General features: G+C 41.3%; 24 protein-coding genes, 1 tRNA gene and 1 other annotated feature. Of the genes, 6 read left to right on the top strand and 19 right to left on the bottom strand.

What is annotated here, in order from left to right:
• The first annotated feature begins 76 nt into the window (after positions 1-76).
• Together FZ941_RS00935 and FZ941_RS00930 are read left to right on the top strand one after the other, a co-directional pair.
• Positions 77-724: a redox-sensing transcriptional repressor Rex gene (locus FZ941_RS00935; protein ID WP_062005325.1), complete on the top strand. Its 648-nt coding sequence runs from the start codon at positions 77-79 to the stop codon at positions 722-724.
• Between the two features lie 24 nt (positions 725-748).
• Positions 749-1441, top strand: a complete 693-nt coding sequence (locus FZ941_RS00930; RefSeq protein ID WP_048764348.1) for a gamma-glutamyl-gamma-aminobutyrate hydrolase family protein — start codon at positions 749-751, stop codon at positions 1439-1441.
• On the opposite strand, the gene radC is transcribed toward FZ941_RS00930, so the two are convergent.
• From radC to gyrA, 3 genes are all read right to left on the bottom strand, one after another.
• On the bottom strand, positions 1438-2121 hold the full coding sequence (gene radC, locus FZ941_RS00925; RefSeq protein ID WP_148886494.1) for a DNA repair protein RadC: 684 nt from the start codon (positions 2119-2121) through the stop codon (positions 1438-1440). The two genes, FZ941_RS00930 and radC, sit on opposite strands and share 4 nt — an antisense overlap.
• Before the next feature lie 153 nt (positions 2122-2274).
• Entirely contained in the window at positions 2275-3021 is a 747-nt protein-coding gene (locus FZ941_RS00920; protein ID WP_148886493.1) for a class A sortase, read from the bottom strand.
• A 7-nt stretch (positions 3022-3028) separates the two neighbouring features.
• Entirely contained in the window at positions 3029-5479 is a 2451-nt protein-coding gene (gene gyrA, locus FZ941_RS00915) for a DNA gyrase subunit A (RefSeq protein ID WP_222861804.1), read from the bottom strand.
• 206 nt (positions 5480-5685) lie between these two features.
• Here gyrA and FZ941_RS00910 point away from each other — a divergent pair, with 206 nt between their 5' ends.
• On the top strand, positions 5686-6672 hold the full coding sequence (locus FZ941_RS00910) for an L-lactate dehydrogenase (protein ID WP_005591942.1): 987 nt from the start codon (positions 5686-5688) through the stop codon (positions 6670-6672).
• Positions 6673-6713: 41 nt separating this feature from the next.
• Here FZ941_RS00910 and FZ941_RS00905 read toward each other — a convergent pair whose 3' ends face one another.
• From FZ941_RS00905 to FZ941_RS00895, 3 genes are all read right to left on the bottom strand, one after another.
• The gene (locus tag FZ941_RS00905) at positions 6714-7130 is read right to left on the bottom strand and encodes an NUDIX hydrolase (protein WP_148886491.1); all 417 of its coding nucleotides are present in this window, start codon (positions 7128-7130) and stop codon (positions 6714-6716) included.
• A gap of 61 nt (positions 7131-7191) precedes the next feature.
• Positions 7192-7263, bottom strand: a tRNA-Arg gene (locus FZ941_RS00900).
• A gap of 123 nt (positions 7264-7386) precedes the next feature.
• Positions 7387-9351: a peptide ABC transporter substrate-binding protein gene (locus FZ941_RS00895; RefSeq protein WP_148886490.1), complete on the bottom strand. Its 1965-nt coding sequence runs from the start codon at positions 9349-9351 to the stop codon at positions 7387-7389.
• A gap of 269 nt (positions 9352-9620) precedes the next feature.
• Here FZ941_RS00895 and FZ941_RS00890 point away from each other — a divergent pair, with 269 nt between their 5' ends.
• Complete coding sequence (locus tag FZ941_RS00890) at positions 9621-9875, top strand: metal-sensitive transcriptional regulator (protein ID WP_148886489.1); 255 nt, start codon at positions 9621-9623, stop codon at positions 9873-9875.
• A 201-nt stretch (positions 9876-10076) separates the two neighbouring features.
• Here the strand turns inward: FZ941_RS00890 and FZ941_RS00880 are convergent, their stop codons facing one another.
• The 13 genes from FZ941_RS00880 to FZ941_RS00820 all read right to left on the bottom strand — a co-directional run bounded on the left by FZ941_RS00880 (position 10077) and on the right by FZ941_RS00820 (position 22353).
• The gene (locus FZ941_RS00880) at positions 10077-10370 is read right to left on the bottom strand and encodes a rhodanese-like domain-containing protein (protein ID WP_148886488.1); all 294 of its coding nucleotides are present in this window, start codon (positions 10368-10370) and stop codon (positions 10077-10079) included.
• Positions 10367-12019, bottom strand: coding sequence for an FAD-dependent oxidoreductase (locus FZ941_RS00875; RefSeq protein WP_148886487.1), 1653 nt, complete (start codon positions 12017-12019; stop codon positions 10367-10369). The genes FZ941_RS00880 and FZ941_RS00875 overlap by 4 nt, the downstream gene beginning before the upstream one ends.
• 16 nt (positions 12020-12035) lie before the next feature.
• Positions 12036-12341: a rhodanese-like domain-containing protein gene (locus FZ941_RS00870; protein WP_148886486.1), complete on the bottom strand. Its 306-nt coding sequence runs from the start codon at positions 12339-12341 to the stop codon at positions 12036-12038.
• A 103-nt stretch (positions 12342-12444) separates the two neighbouring features.
• Complete coding sequence (locus FZ941_RS00865) at positions 12445-14424, bottom strand: NACHT domain-containing NTPase (RefSeq protein WP_148886485.1); 1980 nt, start codon at positions 14422-14424, stop codon at positions 12445-12447.
• Positions 14425-14585: 161 nt separating this feature from the next.
• Entirely contained in the window at positions 14586-14879 is a 294-nt protein-coding gene (gene rpmA / locus FZ941_RS00860; protein ID WP_005590406.1) for a 50S ribosomal protein L27, read from the bottom strand.
• Between the two features lie 17 nt (positions 14880-14896).
• Positions 14897-15241: a ribosomal-processing cysteine protease Prp gene (locus tag FZ941_RS00855; protein WP_148886484.1), complete on the bottom strand. Its 345-nt coding sequence runs from the start codon at positions 15239-15241 to the stop codon at positions 14897-14899.
• A gap of 15 nt (positions 15242-15256) precedes the next feature.
• Positions 15257-15571, bottom strand: coding sequence for a 50S ribosomal protein L21 (gene rplU / locus FZ941_RS00850; protein WP_005591928.1), 315 nt, complete (start codon positions 15569-15571; stop codon positions 15257-15259).
• 34 nt (positions 15572-15605) lie between these two features.
• Positions 15606-15693: a sequence feature (ribosomal protein L21 leader region), on the bottom strand.
• Between the two features lie 105 nt (positions 15694-15798).
• Positions 15799-16395, bottom strand: coding sequence for a hypothetical protein (locus tag FZ941_RS00845; RefSeq protein WP_148886483.1), 597 nt, complete (start codon positions 16393-16395; stop codon positions 15799-15801).
• A 75-nt stretch (positions 16396-16470) separates the two neighbouring features.
• Complete coding sequence (thiI, locus tag FZ941_RS00840) at positions 16471-17685, bottom strand: tRNA uracil 4-sulfurtransferase ThiI (RefSeq protein ID WP_148886482.1); 1215 nt, start codon at positions 17683-17685, stop codon at positions 16471-16473.
• A gap of 3 nt (positions 17686-17688) precedes the next feature.
• On the bottom strand, positions 17689-18831 hold the full coding sequence (locus tag FZ941_RS00835) for a cysteine desulfurase family protein (RefSeq protein ID WP_148886481.1): 1143 nt from the start codon (positions 18829-18831) through the stop codon (positions 17689-17691).
• Between the two features lie 113 nt (positions 18832-18944).
• Entirely contained in the window at positions 18945-20855 is a 1911-nt protein-coding gene (locus FZ941_RS00830; RefSeq protein ID WP_148886480.1) for a fructose-1,6-bisphosphatase, read from the bottom strand.
• A 44-nt stretch (positions 20856-20899) separates the two neighbouring features.
• On the bottom strand, positions 20900-21718 hold the full coding sequence (locus FZ941_RS00825; RefSeq protein WP_148886479.1) for a pyruvate, water dikinase regulatory protein: 819 nt from the start codon (positions 21716-21718) through the stop codon (positions 20900-20902).
• Between the two features lie 5 nt (positions 21719-21723).
• The gene (locus tag FZ941_RS00820; protein ID WP_148886478.1) at positions 21724-22353 is read right to left on the bottom strand and encodes a CBS domain-containing protein; all 630 of its coding nucleotides are present in this window, start codon (positions 22351-22353) and stop codon (positions 21724-21726) included.
• 243 nt (positions 22354-22596) lie between these two features.
• Between FZ941_RS00820 and ppdK the strand changes: the two genes are divergently transcribed.
• Positions 22597-25230, top strand: coding sequence for a pyruvate, phosphate dikinase (ppdK, locus tag FZ941_RS00815; protein WP_148886477.1), 2634 nt, complete (start codon positions 22597-22599; stop codon positions 25228-25230).
• Between the two features lie 165 nt (positions 25231-25395).
• The gene (locus FZ941_RS00810; RefSeq protein ID WP_148886476.1) at positions 25396-25815 is read left to right on the top strand and encodes a DUF6556 family protein; all 420 of its coding nucleotides are present in this window, start codon (positions 25396-25398) and stop codon (positions 25813-25815) included.
• Positions 25816-25934: the final 119 nt, after the last annotated feature.

The following is a 25934-nucleotide window of genomic DNA, read 5'->3' as shown; positions in this document are numbered from 1 at the left end:
TAATATTTTGTTCATCAAATTAGTTGATTTTTTCACAAACTTTCTATAGAATAGAAGATAGAAAGGTCGTGATTTTGTGAAAACTGAAAAAAGCAATTCTATTCCACGTGCTACTGCTAAGCGGCTCTCCCTCTACTACCGGATTTTCAAGAGATTTAACGCGGAAAATATTGAAAAGGCCAATTCAAAACAAATCGCAGAGGCGATTGGAATCGACTCTGCGACTGTTCGGCGTGACTTTTCTTACTTCGGTGAGTTAGGTCGTAGAGGTTTTGGCTACGATGTCAAGAAACTAATGAATTTCTTTGCTAATCTTCTCAACGACAACTCGATTACAAATGTCATGATCGTTGGTGTCGGAAATATGGGCCGTGCTCTTTTACACTACCGCTTTCATGAACGGAATAAAATGAAGATTGTAATGGCCTTTGATACAGATGATTATTCTGACGTCGGGACCACCACAAATGATGGAATTCCTATTTATGGAATTTCTCAAATTAAAGAAAAGATCCAAGAAGGAAACGTAAAGACAGCCATTCTGACAGTGCCGAGCGTTAAGGCACAAGAAGTTGCATCCGTCTTGGTTGATGCTGGTATCAAGGGAATTCTTTGCTTCTCCCCAGTGCACCTATCTGTCCCCAAAGATGTGGTTGTACAATATGTAGACCTAACCAGCGAACTCCAAACCTTACTCTACTTCATGAGAAAAGATGATGAGTAAGGTAAGAAAGGAAACAGACACTTTATGAAAAAACCGATTATCGGTATAACAGGAAACCAAAGGGATATTCCCAACGATCAATTTATTCATATCAGCTATACTTCAACTGGCTTTATCGAGGGAGTCAATAAAGTTGGAGGAATCCCAATTATCTTGCCAATTGGTGATGAAGCCTTAGCTCACACCTATATCACTATGATCGATAAACTGATCCTTACCGGTGGACAAAATGTCCAGCCTCATTTCTACGGAGAAGAACAGACTATCGAAAGTGATGATTATCTGCTTCAAAGGGATCTATTTGAACTAGCTCTCATCCGAGAGGCTCGGAAACAAAACAAGCCTATTTTTGGTGTCTGTCGTGGCACTCAGCTTTACAATGTTGCAATGGGTGGCACACTTCACCAAGACATCGAGAATCACTGGCAAGATAGCACTGCTCAATACACTACACAGACTATGGTCACTAAAAATGGCTCCATCCTCCATGAATTATACGGACCTACTTGCCAAATCAACTCATTCCATCATCAAAGTATCAAGGATCTAGCGAAAAATCTAGAAGTTATAGCTTACGATCCTCGAGATAAGGTCATTGAGGCTGTTACCTCAACTGATGGAAGTCCATTTCTTGGTGTGCAGTGGCATCCAGAATTTCTATTTCCCACAAGAACAGGTGATTTAGCCTTGTTTGATTATGTGGTCCACAAACTTTAGATCAAATCCGTTTTTTCACGATAACTATAATAATTATTTTTTGAAACGATTAAATGATCTAAAAGAACCAACCCCATTAGCTCACAAGCTTCTTTCATGTGTTTGGTGACCTCGTCGTCATTCTTACTTGGTAGAATCACTCCAGAAGGATGATTGTGTACAAGTATAATAGATGTCGCCAAGTGTTTGAGCGCATAATGCAAAATCTCGCGCGGCTCAGCAATACTTCTAGTTACCGTTCCTACAAAGATTGTCTGCTGGTGGATAATCTGGTTTTGACTGTTGAGATAAATAGCAACCAAACATTCCTGCTTTTTATCTCCCAATTCGACCTGCATTTTGCGAGCTAGTTTTTGACTTCCAAGAATTTGCTCCCTCTCCAGCACTTCAGCTTTGTTGATACGACAGCCAAGCTCAATAATGGCCTGCAACTCAACAGCCTTCACAGGCCCAATTCCTGAAATTGTCTGTAACTCTTGCAAAGTCAGATATTTCAAATCATTCAAACTAGAAATCGATGATAAAATCCTTTGAGAAACTTGAAAAACAGTTTCTTTTTTGCTGCCTGTTCGCAAAAATATAGATAGCAATTCCTGATTACTAAGTTTATCCGCTCCTTCTCTTATTAGCCGTTCACGCGGCATCATGCCTATGTCATCCTGCAATGAAATACGATACATATCAACCTCCTTACCTATTAATTCGAGATTAAATAAAAAAAGATTAAATTCTTATACAGCATTTCAAACATTAGATATCATAGGAAATATTTGTAAATTTCATCAATCAAAAAACGAAGTGACTCTTGTTACTTCGTTTTGACAATATTTGCATTATAGCTGCATTTGATTATAAGATCGACTGAAAGCATCTAAAATATCTTTTGGTGCCTTGTCATAGTCAATCGTACTTTCAAGCGTTCCTTTAACAATGGTTCGACTGGTTGCTGCCGCATCCTCACATGTGACTAAAGTAATTTCAGCAACTCCTTCTGTGTCATTGATGACATCCACGCGCTCTGGTGCGACACTCTCTATACTAGAAATCGTATAGGTATAGATCTTATCCTTATCTGTGATATAGATTTTCATCCCTATTTTGGCACGATCTAGCGGTGAAAAGAGCATGTCACTGGCTCCAGTAATTCCAAAGACGTGGTGGCTGGCTAAGGCATAGTTTCCTTGTCCCATCTGTTGATCTTCTTTCATGGTTCCAGCACCATAGTAGAGTCCAACATTATCTAATCCCTTGAAAATTGGCAGATTCATCGACACTTCAGGAATTGAAATACCACCAATAACTGGTAATTTTTGAGCCTGCCACTGAGCATTGATCACCGCTTCTGTCGAAAGAGATTGGACTTCGCTAAACTCAAAACTCGATTCGACTGTCTTGTTTTGCTTGATTTCTTCCTTGGAAATCTTGCTAACCTGGTATTGGTTTGTATGCCAAACCATGATCATATTTCGGATAGAGGAGTTGAAAATCAGAGCTAGGGCAACTAGAAATAAAAGGAAAACCGCACAGTTAATGATGAAATTTCTGAGCTTGAACTTCTTCTTAGATTTCTTCACATTCATCCTCCTCTTATTCTACTTCTTCCTCATCGTCTTTTGCGTCAGGCGCAACCGTTGTAAAGGTGACAATCTGGGCATTTTGGTCCAGACGCATGACCTTCACTCCCATGGTTGAGCGACCAGTCTGGGAAATATTAGCCACGCTGGTTCGGATAATGACACCTGTGTTGGTGATAATCATCAAATCTTCCTCGCCAGTAACGGTCATCAGACCAGCAAGAGGCCCGTTCTTATCAGTGATATTGGCTGTTTTAATCCCTTTACCACCACGGCCCTTGGTTGGGTACTCGCTAGCAAGAGTTCGCTTACCGTAGCCTTTTTCAGTGATAACAAGCACTTCATCAGCCTCAGTAATCACACCTGCTCCAACAACTTGGTCGCCGTCACGCAGATTAACTCCGCGAACACCAGTCGCACTACGACTCATGCTCCGAACAGCTGTCTCATTGAAGCGGACTGAATAACCAAACTTAGTACCAATGATAACATCTGCAGCACCGTCCGTCAGAAAGACATTGATAAGCTCGTCTTCATCCTTCAAATTCAAGGCCTTAAGACCGTTCTGACGGATGTTAGCAAATTCTGTTACGCTGGTTCGTTTAACCACACCCAAACGGGTTGTAAAGAAGAGGTAGGAATGATCGCTACTGTCCTGCTGAACGTTGATAATGGTCTGAATGGTCTCTCCTTCATCCAGCTTCAAGAGATTTACCACTGGCAACCCCTTGGCTGTTCGGCCGTACTCAGGTATTTCATATCCTTTGAGACGATAAACTTGGCCTTTATTAGTGAAGAAGAGCAATCTGTCGTGGGTGCTCGTTGAAACCAGCTCTTTGACGAAGTCATCGTCTTTAACACCAGTTCCTTGGACACCGCGGCCACCACGTTTCTGAGCGGTAAATTCAGCCTGATTCAGACGTTTGATATAGCCTTTATTAGACAAGGTAATCAAAACATCCGCTTCTTCAATCAAATCTTCATCTTCAAGAGAAAGAACTTCTCCCACCATCAGCTCAGTTCGGCGGTCATCCGCAAATTTACGCTTGACCTCGTCTAACTCTTCTTTGATAATTGCGATAACGCGCTCTGGCTTAGCCAAGATATCAGCCAAGTCCGCAATCAAGGCAATCAGATCGTCATACTCTGACTGAATCTTATCACGTTCCAAACCAGTCAGACGACGCAGACGCATATCAAGGATAGCCTGACTCTGGCGCTCAGACAGTTCAAACTTAGCCATCAATTCAGCTTGTGCTTCTGCGTCCGTCTCACTATTACGGATAATGCGAATGACTTCATCAATGTGGTCCAGTGCAATCAGCAAACCAGCCAAAATGTGAGCTCGCGCTTCCGCCTTTTCTTTATCAAAGGCCGTCCGTCGAGTCACTACTTCTTTTTGGTGCTCAATGTAGGCCAACAAAATCTCACGTAGAGACAGAATCTTCGGCACACCATTTTGAATAGCCAGCATATTGAAGCTGAAATTGGTCTGCATCTGGGTCAGCTTGAAAAGATTGTTTAGAATGACATGAGCAGAGGCATCACGACGAACCTCAATGACAAAACGCACTCCTTCTCGGTTGGACTCATCACGAACAGCTGTGATACCATCAATTCGTTTTTCCTGCACCAGACGAACAATATGCTCATGGACTTTAGTCTTATTAACCATGTATGGAAACTCAGTTACGACAATTCGCTCACGGCCATTTTGCATCTCTTCAATTTCAGTGCGAGAACGAAGAACAATCGAACCTTTCCCTGTTTCATAAGCTCGGTGAATGCCAGACTTGCCCATCACCAGTGCTCCTGTTGGAAAATCTGGACCAGGCAGGACTTCCATGATGTCACGAGTCGTTGCTTCTGGATTATCCATGACCAGCTTAACTGCATCAATAGACTCACCAAGATTATGAGGTGGGATATTGGTCGCCATCCCAACCGCAATCCCTGTCGCTCCATTTACAAGCAAGTTAGGGAAGCGAGCAGGAAGAACGACGGGCTCTCTCTCGCTTGCATCATAGTTGTCAATATAATCAACAGTGTTTTTATTGATATCACGAAGCATCTCCAGAGCAATCTTGCTCATACGTGCTTCTGTATAACGCTGGGCAGCGGCCCCGTCTCCGTCCATCGAACCGAAGTTGCCATGACCGTCTACCAGCATGTAGCGATAGCTCCACCATTGAGCCATCCGCACCATCGCTTCATAAATAGAGGAGTCACCATGCGGGTGGTATTTACCCATGACATCCCCTGTGATACGAGCTGATTTCTTGTGAGGCTTATCAGGCGTAACACCCAGCTCATTCATGCCATAAAGAATCCGGCGATGAACCGGCTTAAGACCATCGCGAACATCTGGAAGAGCCCGAGCCACGATAACACTCATTGCATAATCGATGAAACTGGTCTTCATTTCGCTGGTCAAATTGACATCTACTAAGTTTCTATCTTGCATTAAAAAATGCCTCATTTCAATATTAAATCACTATCTCATTATACCACATTTTAGCTATACTTTCAGTATTTAAAACCGAATATAAAAACGTTTACATAGCTTTTTAGGGGTCAAAATCCCACGGTGAGCCGTGACAAACTGTATCAAAAGTGGTAGAATGTAATTGTATGGGGAAAACCCCAAAAATAATAAGGAGATGTTTAGAAATGACTGCTACTAAACAACATAAAAAAGTCATCCTTGTTGGTGACGGTGCCGTAGGTTCATCTTACGCTTTCGCGCTTGTTAACCAAGGAATTGCACAAGAGCTTGGAATTATCGAAATTCCACAATTACACGAAAAAGCTGTTGGTGATGCGCTTGACCTTAGCCACGCCCTTGCCTTCACTTCACCTAAAAAGATCTACGCAGCTCAATACTCTGACTGTGCAGACGCTGACCTTGTTGTTATCACTGCGGGTGCGCCTCAAAAACCAGGTGAAACTCGTCTTGACCTCGTTGGTAAAAACCTTGCCATCAACAAATCAATCGTAACACAAGTTGTTGAATCAGGTTTCGATGGTATCTTCCTTGTTGCTGCTAACCCAGTTGACGTTTTGACTTATTCAACTTGGAAATTCTCAGGCTTCCCTAAAGAACGCGTTATCGGTTCAGGTACTTCACTTGACTCAGCTCGTTTCCGTCAAGCACTTGCTGAAAAATTGGATGTTGATGCTCGTTCAGTTCACGCCTACATCATGGGTGAGCACGGCGATTCAGAATTTGCTGTTTGGTCACATGCAAACATCGCAGGGGTAAACCTTGAAGAATTCCTTAAAGATACTCAAAATGTTCAAGAGTCTGAATTAATCGAATTGTTCGAAGGCGTTCGTGATGCTGCCTACACAATCATCAACAAGAAAGGCGCTACATACTACGGTATCGCTGTAGCCCTTGCTCGTATCACAAAAGCTATCCTTGACGATGAAAATGCTGTACTTCCACTTTCAGTCTTCCAAGAAGGCCAATACGGTGTGAAAGATGTCTTCATTGGTCAACCAGCAGTTGTTGGTGCACACGGTATCGTTCGTCCAGTAAATATCCCATTGAACGATGCAGAAACTCAAAAAATGCAAGCATCTGCTAAAGAATTGCAAGCAATTATTGATGAAGCATGGAAGAATCCAGAATTCCAAGAAGCATCTAAAAACTAATCAGAAAAACATCTCCTGATAAAAGGGGATGTTTTTTTGTTTTATGTGGATCTGTCAGCAAAAATATCAAGCAAATAAGAAACGATCAGCTCCCCCTCTAAATTCTCCAAAGAAGAAAGCCAAATAAAGTCTGTATGCTCTTCTGGATCTAATATAATATTACGCTCTTCCAAAAAACTACCTGCATAAACTAAGCGCGTGAAAACAGTATCTTTGCTAGCATCAAACTGACTATCCTCATGAATAATCTTATCAATTCGAATCTTTTGATTAACCTCTTCTATAGCCTCGCGTATAGCCGCTTCTCTGGGTAGTTCGTTCTCTTCTACGATTCCGCCAGGAATATCCCAATAGCATGGATAGACATTAGGAAGGCCGCGCTTTATTTTTGAGCGTTTGATCAGCAAATACTGTCCATTATTCTCAATCAAGGTATGAGCGATTAACTTCACTGCCATGGCAATCTATCTCCTCTCTTAGACAACAAAAAAGGACTCTCACGAGTCCAAGCTTCAGTCATCCACCCTGAGAGAATCGAACTCCCATCTCAAGAACCGGAATCTTACGTGATATCCATTACACTAAGGGTGGCAACTTATTTATTATAACTAATTTTTCACAAAAAAACAAGCCTAAATGGCTCCTTTTATAAAATTCTTAATGTAGATCAAATCAAAAAGATTAACTCTCAAAGAAAGTTAATCTTTTAATCTCTTATTTCTTTTCAATATGATCTGCTAGCTCTTCTTGGGCTTTTTTGTTAGATTCTAACGTTTTTTCTTGCCATTTCTTCTTAGCTTCTTCATATTCTTTGGTCGTTACAATTTCACTTCTGAGTTTTGTATATTTAAAGTTGAAGCCAGATCCCTTGATTCCAACGAGTGAATAGGCACGACTGAAAGGTTTGGACTTACTTACAGAAGGACTACCGCCTCCTGAAATGGTCGGCATGATAATCCCACTATCCAGCAACCAAGCTTGTGCATCCGCATATTTTTCATAGCGAACTTTAACATCTGTTGTTTCAGCATTTGCCTCTTCCAACATCTTAGTATAAGTGTCCAAGCCCAGCTCTTTCATCTTCTCCATATCTTGGCCTGGCTCAAAACCAAAGTTTTGCAAGCTAGCGCCATTATTTACATTTAGAGTATCTAAGTAGGTAGATGGGTCTTGATAGTCAGCTGACCAGCCTCCTGTATAGAAGTCATAGTCTTTTTGAGCTGCAGTATTTGCAAAATAGGTGATGTTGTTCAAATCATCCACACTAATCTTCTGCAGGTCAATCACTACATTTTCTGCACCCAAGGTTGATTCAATTGATTGTTTTACTGAACTTGCCCATTGGATACTCACCTTGTCAGCCTGGTCTACAGGAAGGTCTAAATGAATTGGGAATTGAACTCCCTTAGACTCTAAAGCTTCCTTAGCTTTAGCAAATCTTGCTTTGGCTTTTTCTGGATTATAATAAGCATCTTGAGCATCTGTCAGGTCGATATTAGCCCATTCTGTACCATAATTCACTAATTTAGAGGCAACGACTTGGCCAAATGTTTGATCGCCAATTTGAACAAATGTTGGAGGGACAAGCGTATTTCTCAACTGCTTGGTAGCTCCATCTTTACCATTACTTTGCGCACCATAAGAAGTACGGTCAAGGGCAAAATTGACGGCCTGACGGAAGTCTTTATTTAAAACCGCTTCTTTTGTTGCATTCTTTTGAGCATCACTTGTTTTGGAAGTGTGATTGTAAGATTGACGGTTGAAGTTGAAATTAAAGTAATATGAGGTCGCATCCTGTGGGCTATAAAGGATATTGTCCGCATATTTCTTTTTAACTGCCGCGTATCCTGAAGTATTCGGATAGAGACGTGCACCACTATAAGCACCATCACTGAAGTTGCGAATTAAAGATTCTTGGTCTGACCCATCATAGTAGGTTAATTTGACATGTTCTAGACTGACCTTGTCTTTATCGTAATAATTTGGATTCTTAACGAATTCCATAGACGATTTAGAAGTCAAAGATTTCAAAAGGAAAGGACCGTTGTAAAGAATACTTGATGGATCAACAGAACCAAAATCTTTTCCTTTAGACTTCAAAAATTCTTCATTGACAGGGAACAAGATATTATTCGTAGTTTTAGAGTTCCAATAAGGCTCTGAGCGTGTCAGCGTGTATTGAACAGTATAATCATCTACCGCCTTCACTCCAACTTTTGAGAAGTCTTTTTCATCACCTTTGACATAGGCATCCAGGCCACTAATCGATTCTTGAATCAGGTAAAGCGCCTCAGACTTATTATCAGCCGCATACTTAAGACCTGTCACAAAGTCCTGAGCTTTAACATTTGCAATTTCTTCACCTTCAACATTGAACCACTTAGCGTCCTTACGGAGCTTATATGTATAGGTTAGGCCATCTTGAGAAACTGTCCATGATTCTGCAAGAGAGGGAACTAAATTTCCATATTCGTCATTTTCTAAAAGACCGTCAACAAGGTTTGTAATAACGTCTGACGTGGTAGCACGGTTGGCTGTCAGATAGTTCAAACTATCAGGATCGCTGGCATAAACATAAGAATACGTTGATGTACCAGATGAGGATTTGCCACAAGCCGACAAGAACACGCCTGCACTAAGTACCACTCCAGTAGCTAAAAGCATTTTTGATACTTTCATAAATACACCTCCAAAAATCGAGAGAAGCCTAAGAATAAGAGAAGTAAAAATAAAGCCATTCCTTTATTTGATCCAATATTAATCTTAGTCCAATTTCTATGTTACATTTTATAACATAAACTATTATACCAAAATTATGATGAAAAGTAAATAGAAGAATCAGAGAGTCATTATGGAAAATTTCTGAAAACTGCCTCCAACCAATCCAATTGACAAATATACAGATTAAGCATATAATAAACTCAATGTAAACAAACGAGGAAATCACCGTGAATACTAATTATATTACTCGCCTCAAGCGCTCTGAAGGTCAGTTGAGAGGCATTCAAAAAATGATTGAAGAGGACAGGGAATGTTCAGATATTCTCACACAGTTATTTGCCGTCCGCTCCAGCGTTGATCGTGTGATTGAGATGGTTATTACTGAGAATTTAACGGATTGCCTAGAAAATCCATCTGATGATCCGAAAAAACAAAGGGAAAGAATAGAGAAAGCTATTCATTTTCTGGTAAACCGAAAATAAGAAGAACAGGAAAAAAGAGGCTGGGACAAAAGTCCTAGCCTCTCAATTGTCTTTGGATTGTCGAGCAAGACGCAGTGGTTGAATGGACTCTACTAGGCTGATTTCATCAGCTTTTACAGCCCTACTCAACTGTTCGGAGGTGGGACGACGAAATCGAATTCTAACGAATTACCGATTTCTGTCCCATTCTCTTTTTATCCTTTATTCCGTCTCTCCAGACCAAGCGTTCATGCCACCTGATACGTTGGTCACATCAAAGCCCTGCATGGCAAGAAACTGGCAAGCAGTCGCTGAACGCGCTCCACCTTGGCAAATGACATAGTATTTGTAGTCAGGATCCAGCTTTTTATAGCCAGTTTCCAACTCACTGAGCGGAAGATTTCCAGCATTTGGGATATGACCCGATTGAAATTCATGCCTTTCGCGCACATCTACGATAGCCAATTTTTCAGATTGATACTGCTTTTCTAAGTCAGCTGCTGATATAGTTTTCATTTTTCTACTCCTTCTGGTTTTACCATTTTGTATAAAGCATAGGCTCCGTCTAGATTTTTCACTGCAAAGCCTGCTTGTTTTAAGATTCGCTCGGCAATATAGCTGCGCAGACCGCTGTGACAGCTTACGATATATTCTGCTTCCTTATCCAGCTCATTCAAACGTTCTCTGAGTTCATTTAGAGGAATATGGACTGTCTTGTCCGCCTTCAGGCATCCTTTCTTAAACTCATTAAGTGTCCGGACATCTAAAAAGACTTTCCCGCGTGCTAACTCGTCTTCCAGCTGGTGCCATTGGATATTTTCACTCAAGCCTTCTACTAAATTCATAGCTGCATAGCCCAGCATATTGACTGGATCCTTAGCTGAGCCAAAAGGTGGTGCATAGGTAAACTCCAGCTCTGGCAAATCAAAAATCATTAGATTGCCCTTGATAGCCGTCGCCAAGATATCAATCCGCTTGTCAACGCCTTTTTTACCAACACCTTGAGCACCATAGATTTTTCCAGTTTTTGGCTCAAAGAGCAATTTCAAGGTCAAGTCAGTCGCACCTGGATAGTAGCCCGCATGATCCTTACCGCTGACATGAATCACTTGGTAAGGCAAATGATTTTGCTGAAGGAAACGCTCGTTCAGACCTGTTAAAGCCGCTGTCATGTCAAAGACACGCACAATAGCCGTGCCAATGCTTCCCTTATTCTTCCGCTCCAAGCCAGCAATCACATCTGCCACCTGACGTCCTTGTCGATTAGCAGGCGAAGCTAGAGCAATCAAGGCATCATCGCCAGTAATTTCCTGCTTGACAAGGATGGCGTCCCCGACTGCAAAAATATCTTTCTGGCTCGTTTCATAATGCTCATCAACTAAGATGCCCCCACGAAGACCCGTCTCAATGCCTGCTGCCTTAGCCAAGCTATTTTCAGGCTGGACCCCGACAGAGAGAATGGTTACATCTGAAGCCAATTTTTGTCCATTTTCCAAGACAATCGCTTTACCATTTTCTTCGAAGCGAGTAGCTGACTGGGAAGTGATGACTTTCACTCCCTTATCAACTAATTCCGCTTGGACAAAAGCTGCCATTTCCTCATCCAGTGGTGGCAAAACATGCGGCGCTTTTTCTACGATTGTCACATTCAAGCCACGCTTGCGCAGATTTTCAGCCGTTTCCAGACCGATAAATCCAGCACCGATGACAACAGCCTCTTGAGGCTCTTCATCCAAGGCTAACATGATCTGATCCAAGTCTGGAACATTGCGCAAAGTGAATACATTAATTGCTTCTGAAAGTCCTTCAATCTTAGGAATAAAAGGCTTCGCCCCAGGTGAAAGAATCAGCTTGTCATACTGCTCTGTGAACTCTGAACCATCATGAGCCACCGTCACAGTGTGCTCCTCAGGCGAAATCTTCACCACCTCATGAAAAGGACGTACATCCAAATTGAAGCGTGCCTTGAGACTTTCAGGTTTTTGAACCAAAAGAGAGTCTCGCTCAGCAATTTCACCAGAAATATAATAAGGAAGGCCGCAGTTCGCAAAAGATACAAAAGGACCTTTTTCAAAAATTACAATTTCAGCATCTTCCACCAGCCGTCTTAAACGTGTTGCCGCAGACATACCGCCTGCAACTCCACCAATGATAATAATTTTCATTGTTGTTCCTTTCTACTTAAATGGTTTTCCCTGTCCAAGCGCTCATACCACCGCGGACATTGACAACATCATAGCCCTTTTTCTTCAGCTTTTTCGCTGCCATCTTGCTTCGCATGCCTGAATGGCAGATGACGTAAATTGTCTCCTTATTAGATGGAGCAAATTGACCAATTTGGCTCAAAGGAACATTCTGGGCCTCTTTGATATGTCCTCTACGAAATTCGGATGGCATCCGTACATCAATTAATTGGATATTGGACTTCAATCGCTTCTCCAACTCATCCGTTGAAATACTATCTATTTTTGTAAAAAAATGAAACATATTTTTTCTCCTTTATACCCCTATAGGGTATATTAAAACACTAAGAAGAGAAAATGTCAAGGAAACGATTTCAAAACTAAATAAATCAGCAGATATTGCCGATTTATTTTTTAAAATTCAAAATTGGAATTTTCCTTTTGTCCGCTTCTTTTTCGAGTCTTGTCTTGTTTACCCAGTCGTCAATAGCCTTTAAGCGCTCATATGCGCTACTATTTTTGAAGACTTCATACCATGCAGCGTCTTTACGAATCGTACTATAGTCAATAGAGAAATTAATCAAGTCTAGCTTATACTTTTCCATAAGTTCCATTGCTTCACTTGTTAGTTTTACGTTTTGGAGTTCATTATGAATTTTAACACGCAGTTGAAAATTCTCTTCATCCGTTAAATTATCATGATATTTGAAAATATAAAAAATATCTTTTTCTTTAATTTTGGGAAATTTTACAGGCAAAGGCAGTTTTTTATATTGCTCTACTAAATAAATTTTTTCAGCAAATTCCATTAAATAATATAAAAAATAAGAACCGAAATCAAAGAAAATAATGTCCCCCTCACCTTTAGGAAATAGTATCACTCTGTACGAAATCGTATCCAATTCAAGAAAGCCTCTTCCTTTATTTCTAGATTTAAATTCTTCTGAAACTGGCAGGAAGATATTGTAGCTTAACTTTTTCTTATTAAATTCTTTATCCAACTCAGCATAATATTCTATAGTGGTATCAATCAACCACACATTCATATTTATTTCAAGAAAATTATTTTTAAAAAATTGTTCCTGAACTTCATTATCCAAATCATATAAATAGTTGGCAGCGTAAAATTCTTGGAAAATATTATGAACAAAATAGTAAGATTGCCCCTCTTTATGTATGATACATAAACAAGTTATCAAATCAGCAAGCAAATCTTCTGCTCTTGTTGAAGATGAATCTTCATGATTTAATACCCTATCTAGCAAAGAAAGAATTTCACTTTCTGTAAACTCTAATTTCTCTCCATTATTTTCAAAGTAAGTGAGAAAACAAAGATAAGAAATCACTCGCAACATAGTAGACTCAGATAAGTCGGTTTTAAATTGTCTTTTCATAGCAACTAATTTTGAATGATCATGTTCTTTATAGAGCAGTCGATAAGAATTTTTGATAAAAGTAGCTTTCTCAGTCGGAAAATTTGCATTTCTTTGAAACATTTGTAACATCAAGAAAAGCAATATAGGATTTTCTGCAAATGATTGATATTCATCATATAACTGTTCTTCCAAACTCTTGATAAATCGTTCAAACACCTCTTCTCTTGGCTCTGATTCAGGCAATCTACTGATGCGCTTTATTAATGCTATTGCTTCGTTTTTACTTAAACCATTCGTTTGATAGGGATGAAATAAAGAGGCATTATTTATATGGTTAAAAGGTAATTTTCGGCTAGTCACAAGGATTGGATTATTAGAATATTCAGTGGCTAATTCTTCTATCTCTGTCGCCGCTTGTTCCATATTATTTGAAGCTATTTCATCAAAAGCATCCAAAAGAAAAATAAAACGCCCTTTTTTTGCCATATATTCAAAATACTTAAACTCTAAATCAAACCCTAATACTTTAGCTTCTTCATATATAAAATTTAAAAATTCCCTTCTTTTCTTCGAATCAAAATTATATTTCCTCAATTCAATATAAATGGGAATTCTTTGATTATTATTACTCGTAGCTTTTTCAATCTCCTTAAGAAAAAAGTACTTCAGCATGGTTGATTTACCAATGCCACCATATCCATAAATCCAAGCATTATTAGATTTTTCTAAAATGTTATCTAAATCAGCAGTATAACATCTCACATGACTTATTTCTGATTTTAAATAAGTGGGCTGGAAAATAGAAAGCAAATCGATATTATTTGTACCGCTTAAGACAAATGGAACATTCTTCACTCTTTTAAATGAACCCTCAAAATAGGAGGTGAAACTTTTATTAAATCCAGTTTCAAATTTTTCCCAATTATCTACACCAAAGTCCACCAATTCATCTTTTAATTGGATCAACGTATTATTTAGCAAAGCTGAAATAGCTAAACCCAGAAATCCCATATTGCCCTCCTTAGAATATCCTTATAACAATTCTATTATACAAAAAAAACATTGCATGTAGCAACAATTTCTTTTAAAATGATTTCACAAAAGGAAACGATTCCATTTTCTCCAAAAATAAAAATCCCAATCTTGAGACAGGGATTTTTATCAATAATGAATTATTTCGCAATTGGGTAAACTGATACTTGTTTCTTATCGCGACCTTTACGTTCAAAGCGTACTACACCTTCAACTTTTGCGAATAATGTATCGTCTCCACCGCGGCCAACGTTAACACCTGGGTAGATGTGTGTACCGCGTTGACGGTAAAGGATAGATCCTCCAGTTACAGTTTGTCCGTCAGCTGCTTTAGCTCCAAGACGTTTTGCTTGTGAATCACGTCCGTTTGACGTTGAACCTCCACCTTTTTTGTGGGCGAAAAGTTGCAAGCTTGCAAGATTCATTTTTAACATAGTGTTTTTCCTCCGTGTTAGTTTTCTGTGATAACTCTGGTTTGGACGAACTCAGAAGAGTTCTCCGATAAGTTTGCCATTCCCAAGAAAAATGATTCAAAGAAAAGCTGAGTCATTTCTCTCTGGTGCGGCGGAATATCTGTTGGTATTTCTACTCGTAAAAATCCGCCTTCTTCTTCGTTTAATTCTAAGATTGGTTCGTAGCCTGCAAATTTTTCAATTGAATTGATAAAATTTACGGCAAGCGTAGAAACCGATGCACACACGACATCAAAGCCGTATTCGCCACTTTCGGCGTGTCCAGTAATTTCCGCACTCCTCAGCTCGCCATCTTCGGCTTTCTCAAAGACTGCCTGTATCATGTGTTCTCCTATAAATTAAGCGTTGATTGCGTTGATGACAACTTTAGTGTAAGGTTGACGGTGACCTTGTTTGCGGTGGCTACCTTTTTTAGGTTTGTACTTGAAAGTAACAACTTTCTTTTGTTTTCCTTGTTTTTCAACAGTTCCAACTACAGTAGCTCCAGAAACAAGTGGAGTTCCGACAACAGTTTTATCACCACCAACAAGAACAACTTCGTTAAAAGTCACTTCTTGACCAGCTTCAACATCCAATTTTTCAACGTAGATAGCTTGACCAACTTCAACTTTAACTTGTTTTCCGCCAGTTTTAATGATTGCGTATGTGCTCATTATGCACCTCCTATGATTTTTGGGGTTTCCCCATATTTTTGTGAAGACTCGCCTAGCATCGTGGGACGAACCACTTTATACTCACTATGTGAGCAACGATGTTCGAGCGGTTGCACAGGCCGTGCATAGTCAACATTCTTAGTATAGCACTTCTACTAACCTTTGGCAAGTGATTTTATTTAATGAAAACGGATTTTCAATTAAATATCCTCATACTTTACTTCCATTTATTTCAAATATACAATCTGCCCTTCTTGATTGACATGAACATCAATAGCTATCGGAGGCTTCAAATGTTGTTTAGCTGATCTAGCAAGACTTTTATTACTATCTGAAATATTGACCTCTCGCTCTTTCCCATCAACCGTAATAGTGAAGGTAATACGAGAATAGGTAGACTTGCTTCCTCCGGTCTCAGTATCAACACCAGTCACTAAAGCCGTTTTTAGCTCGGTTGTCTGATTAGTAAAATAATGATAGCGCCAGATACCATTGCTCATTCGATAGCCCGCATAGAAGGGAATTGCAATGAAAATAATAGGTAGGCCAAACACAAGACTTAAAATACTTTGGACACGTCCATTCGTAGATATATTATAATTCCAAGAGTTTCTGAAAGCTCCCTTCCAAGAACCGGCTCGAACTTTATTTTTATAAAATTCAAATAGGATTAACCCCAAAAATCCTATGATAACCAAAAAGTGAATACCAAGTCCTAATAAATAAGTCCAACTGGGCATTCCAAACAGCAAAGCATTATCTTGTCCATCTTTCCAAGACAATGCTCCCATGAGCCCACTCAAAAAGGAATCCCATTCGTTCATAAATACCCCCTTTTATCTTCAGCATCAATAGATATAATTTCCAGATTCATTCGGTAAAAAGCTACTTCTAAACTCCTATAACAAGTCCTCAATCAGCTCGTCAACTTCATCAGTCTCTGCTTGCGGTGTGATTTCAGTGATCATGATGCCTGCAACAGCGCGTTCTACCAAGCCTTCAACATCTAGACGAGCTTCGTACTGCTCAGCATTCTTGATTTTTGGATTGGTTTTAGGCCGGTCAGGCGCAAAAATAGTACAGCAGTCTTCAAATGGCTGGATAGAGATTTGGAAAGTATCAATTTTTTCCGCAATTTCAATGATTTCCAGCTTGTCCATGGTCACGACAGGACGGATAACCGGTGTATTGGTCACGGCGTTAATAGCCTGCATACTCTCGATGGTTTGACTCGCCACCTGACCAAGACTTTCTCCGTTGATGATGACTTGACCACCCCGCTCCTCTCGAATCCGATCCGTAATACGCATCATAAAGCGACGAGTCAGTGTCATGAGGTAGGCTTCTGGAGCCTTTGCCTTGATTTCCTCTTGAATCTCCGTGAAAGGAACTTCGATAAACTGGATGTTACCGCCAAATTTAGTCAGTTTTCTTGTCAAATCTTGAGCTTTTTTCAACGCGCCTGGACTGGTGTAAGGCGGACTAGCAAAGTGAACCGCCTCGATATCCACACCGCGCTTGAGAGCCAGATAGCCCGCCACTGGTGAGTCAATTCCTCCTGAGAGCATGAGCATACCTTTTCCTGAAGTACCGACTGGCAAACCTCCAGCACCACGAATGGTCTCATAGGAGATATAAGCCGCTTCTTCACGAATTTCGACACGCAGGTCAATATCTGGCGCTTTCATCTTGACCTGAACATTTGGAATGACCTTAAAAACAGCATCCCCAAGCGTCTGGTTCAGCTCGCGACTATCCAATTCAAAGCTGTGATCACTGCGCTTGCTGGAAATCTTAAAGGTCATGCCTTCCTGATAGACTTGCTTCATGATGGTTTGGACAGCTTCGATTAGGGCTGGTACAGACTTTTCGATTTTGTAAGACGGCGAGAAATTCTGAATCCCAAAAATCTGCTTGAGTGACTCAGCGACAGGCTGATAGTCTGTTCCGTGCAGATAGACATGAGTTCGGTCACGGTCAGCCTTGACATGGACTTGTGGGTAGACTGACAAAACGGCCTGAATATTGCGTTTGAGTTTGTTGATAAAGCGCATGCGGTTCTTGCCCTTGGTAGAAAGCTCACCATAGCGCACCATAATTTCTGAATATTGCATTGTTTACCTTACTTTTCTGGTTTTTTCGTAAATGATTTTAAAAGTTGTCAAAAATTGCTCCATCTGGCTCATATCATTATCAAGATCCAAACTGATACGGACAGCAGTTTGAGCGAGAGACTTTTCGACCCCCATAGCAATCAGCGTACCTGCTGGCTTACCAGCCTTAGAAGAGCATGCGCTGGTCGTCGAGATATAAATCTCGTAGTCTTCAAAAGCATGGACGACGACTTCACCCCGCACTCCCTTGATACCAAAGGTCAGGATATGGGGAGCAAAATCTTCCAAGCCTGAGAAGACCACCACATCTGGATACTTCTGCAGCTCTTCAAGAATAATCTTCTTCATCTGAGCCGTCCGCTGGGCAAATACTTCTTGCTTTTCCATGGATAAACGCAGAGCCTTGGCTGTCGCTGCAATGCCGGCGAGATTCTCTGTCGTTGAGCGTTTGTCAGACTCCTGACCGCCACCGGTCAAGAGGGGACTGATTTTCTTGCCAGACTTGATATAGACAAATCCTACGCCCCGAAGACCGTGAAATTTGTGACTGGAGAAGGTTGCAAAATCCACGCGATCCGTCAGATAAGCAGCTGTCGGAATCTTCGTTACAGCCTGCACAGCATCCACATGAAAGGAAATGGTTGGCTTGTCTGCTAGCAGTTCGGATATTTGCTGGATAGGCTGAATACTGCCGATTTCGTTGTTGACAGCCATGATAGAGATCAGAGTGGTGTCTGGTCGAATCAACTCTGCCAGCTTGTCTACATCGACAAAACCTACCTTATCAACTGGAGCAAAATCGACTTCAAATCCCTGATTCTGCAACCAGATAGCTGACTCCTTGATCGCAGGATGCTCGATGTTGGATACGATAATGTGTTTACCAAAGGGAATCTTTTCAAAAGCTACTCCCTTAAGCACCCAGTTGTCCCCTTCTGTCCCGCCAGACGTAAAAAAAATCTCCGACGAAGACTTGCCTAAAAGCTCTGCTATTTGCCTGCGAGAAGCTTCTAAGAGACGGGTCGCCTGACTACCCAAACTATGCAGGCTGGAAGGATTGCCCCAGATTTTAGAAGCCACTTCTGTGTAAGTAGCTAGCGCTTCTGGATAGGGCTTGGTCGTCGCTGAATTATCTAAATAAATCATCTTTTTCCTCTGTATTTATCAGTAAAAATCAATACTCCTATTGTAACACGAAACGAGGATAGGAACAAGAAAGAAAAAGCCCTAAATTCTGTTATAGAACTTAGGACGAAGCTTCACCGGTCGTAAAACTCATGCAGCAAGCTAAAGAGTTCCTGTTGTTGAGCTAACAAGCTCTGACCGATGGTAGTAGATTTGATGAGGGTTCGTTCCTCTACATTTTCAATTACCTTTTTCAAGGAGGTCTGAGCAAATGGCGATTCCACGACTTTTTGAGCATTTTGGAAAGGCTGATGGGTCACCAGCTGGAAACCATAGGAATTATTGAGCAGTGAATAGCCGGCCGTTCCAGTCTTCTTTTGATAGGCCTTGCAGAGGCCACCATCAATGACAAAGAGCAGACCGCCACCACGGATAGGCGACTCTCCCTTGCCCATCTTAACCGGAGTATGACCATTGACCATCCTAGACTCTGGAGAAAAGAGACCAAATTCTTCCAAAATCAGCTGGCATACTTTCTCAGAATTACGATAAGAAAAATAAGAATTTTCCACTTCCTTGTGGGTGTCCTTATCTTCAATGAAATAGCGCTCCAAGGTGGTCATCTTTTCTTTGCCAAACAGGGGCGACAGCTTGCCTTTCCAGCAATACCAAATCAAGTCAGTTGACAAATCATCACCCACTTCCTTGTTCTTGGCCGACTGCCGAATATGATACTCAAAGAAATCCAGCAATTCCTTGCCCGCATAATGGGCTTGATTGAGAATGAAAGGCTGAAATTCTCCTGACGGCTCCAGAGGAATGCAGCCATGGAAAAGCAAGTGCTGGTTGTAAATCTTATACATAGAGCCCTTGTTCATCAGAAGGCTCATATGCTCCGCCATCTTAAGAGAACTTTGGAATGAGGCCAGCATGCTGTCTACAGCTTGATTTTCTTCTGGTGTTAAGGCTGGCGGATTTTCTGGATTTATGGTTTGGAAGCAGGTGTTAACTAGCATATGCTTGGTATCGTCAATCGTAATGCTTTCTTCCCAATAATCAATCTTATCCAGCATAATATGGTCCTGCATCTGGAATTCAGGCCGTCTTCTAATCAGCTGAGTTTCCAACTTGAACTGGATGATCGACAGCGCTTGGTGAACCTTTTCCAGCTGCAGAATTTCCTCATCTAAAAACTCCTGCTCTCTGCCGCCTAGAATGGGTCTAAACTTAGGATTAGACTGGTAAGTCTTGTCCGCAAAAAGAGTCAAGGAGCGCAGATTTAAACCATAATCTTTCTCGATATCCCAGAGATAGCCATAGCGAGCCGCAATACGTAGCACATTGAGCAAGCAGGCCTTAGAGCCAAAAAAAGCCCCCATCCAGATAATATCGTGATTGCCCCACTGAATATCCAGCGAGTGAAAACGCTGCAGTTCATCCATGACCTGAGCACTACCAGCTCCTCGGTCAAAAATATCTCCAACCACATGCAGATGGTCGATCAACAGCTGCCGAATACTTCGAGCCAAACCTAGAATAAAAGGCACCGCTTCCCGCAATTCAATCACATAAGTCAGGATATTCTCAAAATAGGACTTTTTATCGGCTAGAGCCCTATCGCTATAGAGGAGTTCCTCGATAATATAGGCATACTGTGGCGGCAAGGCCTTTCTGACCTTGGACCGACTGTATTTCGAACCTGCAAAAGCCAGTAAGTTCAAGAGTTGGGGAATAGTTTCTTGATACCAGTCTTGGCCTTTAGTTTCTTCCCCCAACACAAGCTCAGGATAGGAAACCAGCGCTGACAAGCGGTCTTTGTGAGCTTCTGACAAGCTGTCTCCAAAACAGTCCTTAATCTTCTCATTAAGGATGCCCGCGCAACTTCTCAAAATATAGTCAAAAGCAGCAAACTCCCCGTGAATGTCACTGATATACAGCTCCGTTCCTTTGGGCAGGTTCAAAATTGCCTCTAGGTTGGTCAGCTCTGTAATGACTTTCTGGCGAGAATCAAATTCTTTCAGTAAAATACGCTTATATTGCTCCATATTCAGCCCTCACTCAATAACCGATTTTTCTAATTTTCTATCTCTTATCTCAATTTCTTCAAATGTTCTTCAATCAAGAAAGCCGTCTCCTCGATTGATTTATCGGTGATATTGATGACATGAGCCCGATACTTTTTGAAGACTTCTTTCGAGTAGCCCAGTTCTTGGTAGATCTTGTCTAAATCTGTGTAGCTCGTCGCCTGAACCAAACCTAGAGAATTCAAGCGATTACTGCGAATCTTAGACAGTGTTTCTGGTTCACATAAAAGGCCGATAATCCGCTCCGGATCAACCTTGTCCAAAACCTGAGGCAGAGGAACTTCTGGAATCAAAGGCAAGTTGGAAACCTTGTAGCCTTTATTCGCGAGGTAAATGCTAAGCGGCGTTTTGGAGGTGCGAGAAACTCCTAAGAGGACTAAATCTGAATCTAAAAATCCTTGTGGCGCCTTGCCATCGTCGTATTTGACCGCAAACTCAATAGCGGAGATTTTATTAAAATACTCAGTGTCCAGGCGGTGCAAGGTACCCGGCACCTCTATTGGACTGGTGCCTGTCTTCTCCCTGATAATTTCAAAAAATGGGTGCATCAAATCCAGATAAGCAAGACCATTTGCCTGACTGAACTCCCTAGCTACAGCTGCTAGCTTGCCATCGACCAGAGTGCTGATGACAAGGGCATCGTCCTTTATGGCATCGCGCAGAATATCCAGCAATTCTTCTTCCTTATTGATAAACGGGAAACGATAGCTGTTATTAAAAATAATATCTGGGTACTGGGCTGTTACTGCAGACAATAGCTTCTGCGAAGTCCCCCCCAAAGAATCTGAAATGCTGTAAACAATAATTTCTTTCTTCATGTTCATTCCTCTTATCTCTTAACCTCAGCGCTTCTGGCCTCTTGAATAATATAATCCAGCAAGGCTGACTTGGTCACAGTTCCTAAAATTCTACGTTCATTATCCTCATCTACTACGGGCAGCGAATCAATCGCAAAATCCTGCAAAACTGCTGCTGCTTCCAAAATATTCATATCCTTGTAGCAAGTCTTGATATGAGGCATTCGGGTCATGCAAACCGCTACAGGAGTGCTGTCAATGTTAGTATTGAGCGAAGCCCGCAGCAAGTCTTTACGCGACAAAATCCCCAAGAGCAGCTTATGCTCATCAATGACATAGAGAACATCCGCATCATACATAAATAAGGTGATAATGGCATCTTGAATAAAAGAATCATGAGATACCAAAACAGGTGATGTCATGATCTCTGCCACTTCCTTTCGAAAGGTATCGAAAAAGAAAAGCGTCTCTAAATCTGAGCCCGAGTATGTGTAACCAACTTTAGGCGTAGCTTTTAAAATCCCAACCAAGGTCAGAAAAGACAGATCCGAGCGCAGAGTCGCCCGAGAAATATCTAGTAATTCAGAGATTTTCTCACCACTGAGTGGCTGGTGTTCTTTTACAATTTCTACAATTTTCTTTTGCCGTTCACTTAATTTCAAATAGGTCTGACTCCTTCGTTCTTTATATAGATGATTAGCCTGATTTCGCTTAAAATCGAGGAAATATTGCTCATATTAAATTTCAATATATCCAAATAATAATCATTTTGTAACACATTATGACAAAAAAATTGCACATTGTCAACAAAACAGGATGTTTTTTCCATTGACAAATATATATGATGTATATTAGAATATAAATAAGATATATATGACACATTTTTGTCTATTTGGAGGTAAGATATGACGAAATGGATTTATTCCTTTGAGGAAGGACGAGCCGAACAAAATGCTCTTCTGGGTGGTAAAGGGGCCAATCTGGCTGAAATGACCAATTTAGGACTGCCAGTTCCGCCAGGATTTACCATTACGACGGAAGCCTGTATTCATTTTTTAAACAGCCCCTATTTTTTTGAAGAAAAATTAAGAGAGAATGTTTTGCAGGCTATTTCCGAACTAGAGCAAAAAACCGGCCAATACTTCTCAGGAAACGAAGAGGAGCAACTGCTAGTCTCTGTGCGTAGTGGTGCCAAGTTTTCTATGCCTGGTATGATGGATACGATTTTAAACTTAGGACTAAATGACCTGCGAACCCAAACCTTGGCTTCCAAAACCAATATGGCTTTTGCCTATAATTGCTACCGCAGGCTGCTCCAGATGTATGCAGATGTCGTTTTCCAAATTCCCAAAGAGGATTTCGATCGGTTGCTCTCCTATTTTGAGAAGAATGCTGGTAAGACTGCCAACGACTTTAGTTTGGAAGAGCACCAAGCTCTCATTGATCAGTACAAGCAGCTCTATCGCGAGCATTATCAGACTTTTCCTCAAAATCCTAAGGAACAACTCTTCGCTGCTATCAAAGCCGTTTTCCGCTCTTGGAATAACCCACGGGCCCAGGTCTATCGCAAGCTCAATCAGATTCCAGAAGATTTGGGAACCGCCGTTAATGTTCAAGTCATGGTCTTTGGCAACTTTGATCAAGAAAGTGGAACTGGAGTTGTCTTCACTCGAAATCCAGCAACTGGTCAAAAAGGCCTCTTTGGCGAATTCCTTTTAAATGCCCAAGGAGAGGATGTCGTGGCTGGTATACGCACGCCTGAGCCCATTCAACATCTGCAAGAAAAGATGCCAGAATCCTATGCTGCTTTTCAAGAATATGCTCACATCCTTGAAGATCACTATAAAGATATGCAGGATATCGAATTTACAATCGAAAAGGGCAAGCTCTATATCCTGCAAACCCGTAATGGTAAGCGAACGGTCAAGGCTGCTTTGAAAATCGCTCTACAATTAGTAGAAGAAGGCAAGATCGACAAGTGCGAGGCTATCCGTCGGATTAGCCCTGCTCATATCAATCAGCTGATTCACCCAGTCTTTGATGAGAATAAGCTCCAGCAAGCGACAATTTTAGCGCAAGGATTGCCAGCCAGTCCCGGTGCTGCAACAGGAAAAATTGTCTTTACTGCCAAGCGAGCCAAAGAACTACATGAAGCTGGCGAAAAAGTTGTGCTGGTTCGACAAGAAACCTCTCCCGAAGATATAGAAGGAATGGTTGTCAGCCAAGCAATCGTCACTAGCCAAGGTGGAATGACCTCACACGCGGCAGTTGTCGCCCGAGGGATGGGAACTTGCTGTGTCGCAGGATGTGGAGATCTGCTTGTCCAAGAGGATAGCAAGACCATCCAGTGCGGAGATATCTTGCTTAATGAAGGAGATATTCTATCCGTAGATGGTCGGACTGGTTTTCTTTATCTGGGGCAAATCCCGACTGTTTCAGTAGAAAATGATCAGGACCTGCAGCTCTTGCTGACTTGGGCTGATGAAGTTGCGAAACTCTCCGTCCGCGCCAATGCTGAAACAATCCACGATTTGCAAACCGCTATTAGCTTTGGTGCACAAGGCATTGGACTAGCAAGAACCGAGCATATGTTTTTCGGTGAGGAAAGAATCCTGCAAATGAGGAAATTAATTCTGGCCGAAAATGAGATAGAAAGACTAGAGGCACTTGCCCATCTCCTCGATTACCAAGCTGAAGACTTCTATCAGATGTTCCAGACTGTTGATGAAAAACCCATGATTGTCCGTCTATTGGATCCTCCAATGCACGAATTTCTCCCTAAAGACCAACTTGAAATTGCCCTGCTGGCTGAAAAGCTCAATAAAAAGGCCAGTCAACTAGAAAGAAAAATCACACAATTGCAAGAAACAAATCCTATGCTAGGTCATCGCGGCTGTCGTTTGGGAATCACCTTGCCAGATATCTATAAGATGCAAATAGAAGCTATCTTTAGCAGCGCCATTCGACTGCAGCAAGAAGGAAATCCAGTGCGTCCTGAAATTATGATCCCGTTTATTGCTACGAAATCAGAGCTTATCTATCTAAAAGAGTTGCTCACCAAGCATATCGAATGGATTTTCAAAAAGTATCAATGCCATCCAATCCCATATGATATCGGAACCATGATCGAACTTCCGAGAGCCTGCTTCATTGCTGATCAGCTGGCTCAAGAAGCTGACTTCTTCAGCTTTGGAACCAATGACTTGACCCAGATGACTTTTGGCTTTTCAAGGGATGATATCGGAAAATTCCTCAATGATTATAAAGAGAAAAAGTTGCTCACTCAGGATCCCTTCCAAAGCCTTGACCAAGAATGTGTCGGCCAATTGATGAAATTGGCGATTGAAAAAGCTCGCCAAGTAGAGCCAAACCTATCCATCGGAGTTTGTGGTGAAGTTGGCGGTGATCCGGCTTCCATTCCTTTCTTACAAGAAATAGGAGTCACTTATGTCTCTTGCTCCCCTTATCGAGTCCCAGCTGCTCGGCTAGCCGTGGCTCAAGCTGCCTTTGACTCTGAAACGACACCAAAACAGCTCTAACATTTTGATAAAACTGACAGCTCTAAGAGGCTTATCTCTCCGCCTTTTAGAGCTGTTGTTATTTATCTTTTGTGTACGTTTTCATTTGAAATTTTCAAATTTTTGGAAGACTTTTCTAAATAAAAGACGTATAATAAATTAAGAACGAAAAGGAGCGACTTTTACATGGAAAACTATTCTCGCAAAGAAAAAAATAACAGCACTTCAAATCGAAAACCAGCTAGTCAGCATATCAAAACTGGCTTTTCTGCCCTACAAAAGACTATTGCTACAATTGCCAGTCTTCTTTCAATCGTCATTGCTTGCTTTACCATCATGAACCTTATGAACAACAATGACTCAAAATCAAAAACTGATACAGGTAGCTCGACAACGACTACTACCATTATCAAGGAAGTAGAAAAGGAATCGACATCTGTTAGCTCGACTCCAACAGAAACCTCTGCTGCTACTGAGACCGAAACATCATCAAGCTCCTCAAGCGCAGAAACGAATACGAGCCATACAACTACTTCCACTGACAGCAGTTCGACAAGCCAAGACCAGCATACAACAACAGAGTCCAGCACTCAAGCATCCAACTAAAAACTCTATTCAATCTATCCAAGAAAGCCTGAATATCACTCAGGCTTTTTTCTATTTCTCTTCTTCTCTTGCTCTTTGAGAAGAATGATAATTTTCCTAACGTTTTTGTGTCAAGAAAA

The organism is Streptococcus sp. Marseille-P6264, from assembly GCF_902460355.1.
In the GTDB taxonomy this organism is placed as follows: domain Bacteria; phylum Bacillota; class Bacilli; order Lactobacillales; family Streptococcaceae; genus Streptococcus.
The sequence above is the reverse complement of the archived record's forward strand: the minus strand, read 5'-3'. Positions and strand labels throughout refer to the sequence as shown.

Excerpts from the sequence above, each read along its gene's own strand:
- FZ941_RS00930 (WP_048764348.1), top strand. The coding sequence starts at position 749 with ATGAAAAAACCGATTATCGGTATAACAGGAAACCAAAGGGATATTCCC.
- radC (WP_148886494.1), bottom strand. The coding sequence starts at position 2,121 with ATGTATCGTATTTCATTGCAGGATGACATAGGCATGATGCCGCGTGAA.
- FZ941_RS00920 (WP_148886493.1), bottom strand. The coding sequence starts at position 3,021 with ATGAATGTGAAGAAATCTAAGAAGAAGTTCAAGCTCAGAAATTTCATC.
- gyrA (WP_222861804.1), bottom strand. The coding sequence starts at position 5,479 with ATGCAAGATAGAAACTTAGTAGATGTCAATTTGACCAGCGAAATGAAG.
- FZ941_RS00910 (WP_005591942.1), top strand. The coding sequence starts at position 5,686 with ATGACTGCTACTAAACAACATAAAAAAGTCATCCTTGTTGGTGACGGT.
- FZ941_RS00905 (WP_148886491.1), bottom strand. The coding sequence starts at position 7,130 with ATGGCAGTGAAGTTAATCGCTCATACCTTGATTGAGAATAATGGACAG.
- FZ941_RS00895 (WP_148886490.1), bottom strand. The coding sequence starts at position 9,351 with ATGAAAGTATCAAAAATGCTTTTAGCTACTGGAGTGGTACTTAGTGCA.
- FZ941_RS00880 (WP_148886488.1), bottom strand. The coding sequence starts at position 10,370 with ATGAAAACTATATCAGCAGCTGACTTAGAAAAGCAGTATCAATCTGAA.
- FZ941_RS00875 (WP_148886487.1), bottom strand. The coding sequence starts at position 12,019 with ATGAAAATTATTATCATTGGTGGAGTTGCAGGCGGTATGTCTGCGGCA.
- FZ941_RS00870 (WP_148886486.1), bottom strand. The coding sequence starts at position 12,341 with ATGTTTCATTTTTTTACAAAAATAGATAGTATTTCAACGGATGAGTTG.
- FZ941_RS00865 (WP_148886485.1), bottom strand. The coding sequence starts at position 14,424 with ATGGGATTTCTGGGTTTAGCTATTTCAGCTTTGCTAAATAATACGTTG.
- rpmA (WP_005590406.1), bottom strand. The coding sequence starts at position 14,879 with ATGTTAAAAATGAATCTTGCAAGCTTGCAACTTTTCGCCCACAAAAAA.
- FZ941_RS00855 (WP_148886484.1), bottom strand. The coding sequence starts at position 15,241 with ATGATACAGGCAGTCTTTGAGAAAGCCGAAGATGGCGAGCTGAGGAGT.
- rplU (WP_005591928.1), bottom strand. The coding sequence starts at position 15,571 with ATGAGCACATACGCAATCATTAAAACTGGCGGAAAACAAGTTAAAGTT.
- FZ941_RS00845 (WP_148886483.1), bottom strand. The coding sequence starts at position 16,395 with ATGAACGAATGGGATTCCTTTTTGAGTGGGCTCATGGGAGCATTGTCT.
- thiI (WP_148886482.1), bottom strand. The coding sequence starts at position 17,685 with ATGCAATATTCAGAAATTATGGTGCGCTATGGTGAGCTTTCTACCAAG.
- FZ941_RS00835 (WP_148886481.1), bottom strand. The coding sequence starts at position 18,831 with ATGATTTATTTAGATAATTCAGCGACGACCAAGCCCTATCCAGAAGCG.
- FZ941_RS00830 (WP_148886480.1), bottom strand. The coding sequence starts at position 20,855 with ATGGAGCAATATAAGCGTATTTTACTGAAAGAATTTGATTCTCGCCAG.
- FZ941_RS00825 (WP_148886479.1), bottom strand. The coding sequence starts at position 21,718 with ATGAACATGAAGAAAGAAATTATTGTTTACAGCATTTCAGATTCTTTG.
- ppdK (WP_148886477.1), top strand. The coding sequence starts at position 22,597 with ATGACGAAATGGATTTATTCCTTTGAGGAAGGACGAGCCGAACAAAAT.
- FZ941_RS00810 (WP_148886476.1), top strand. The coding sequence starts at position 25,396 with ATGGAAAACTATTCTCGCAAAGAAAAAAATAACAGCACTTCAAATCGA.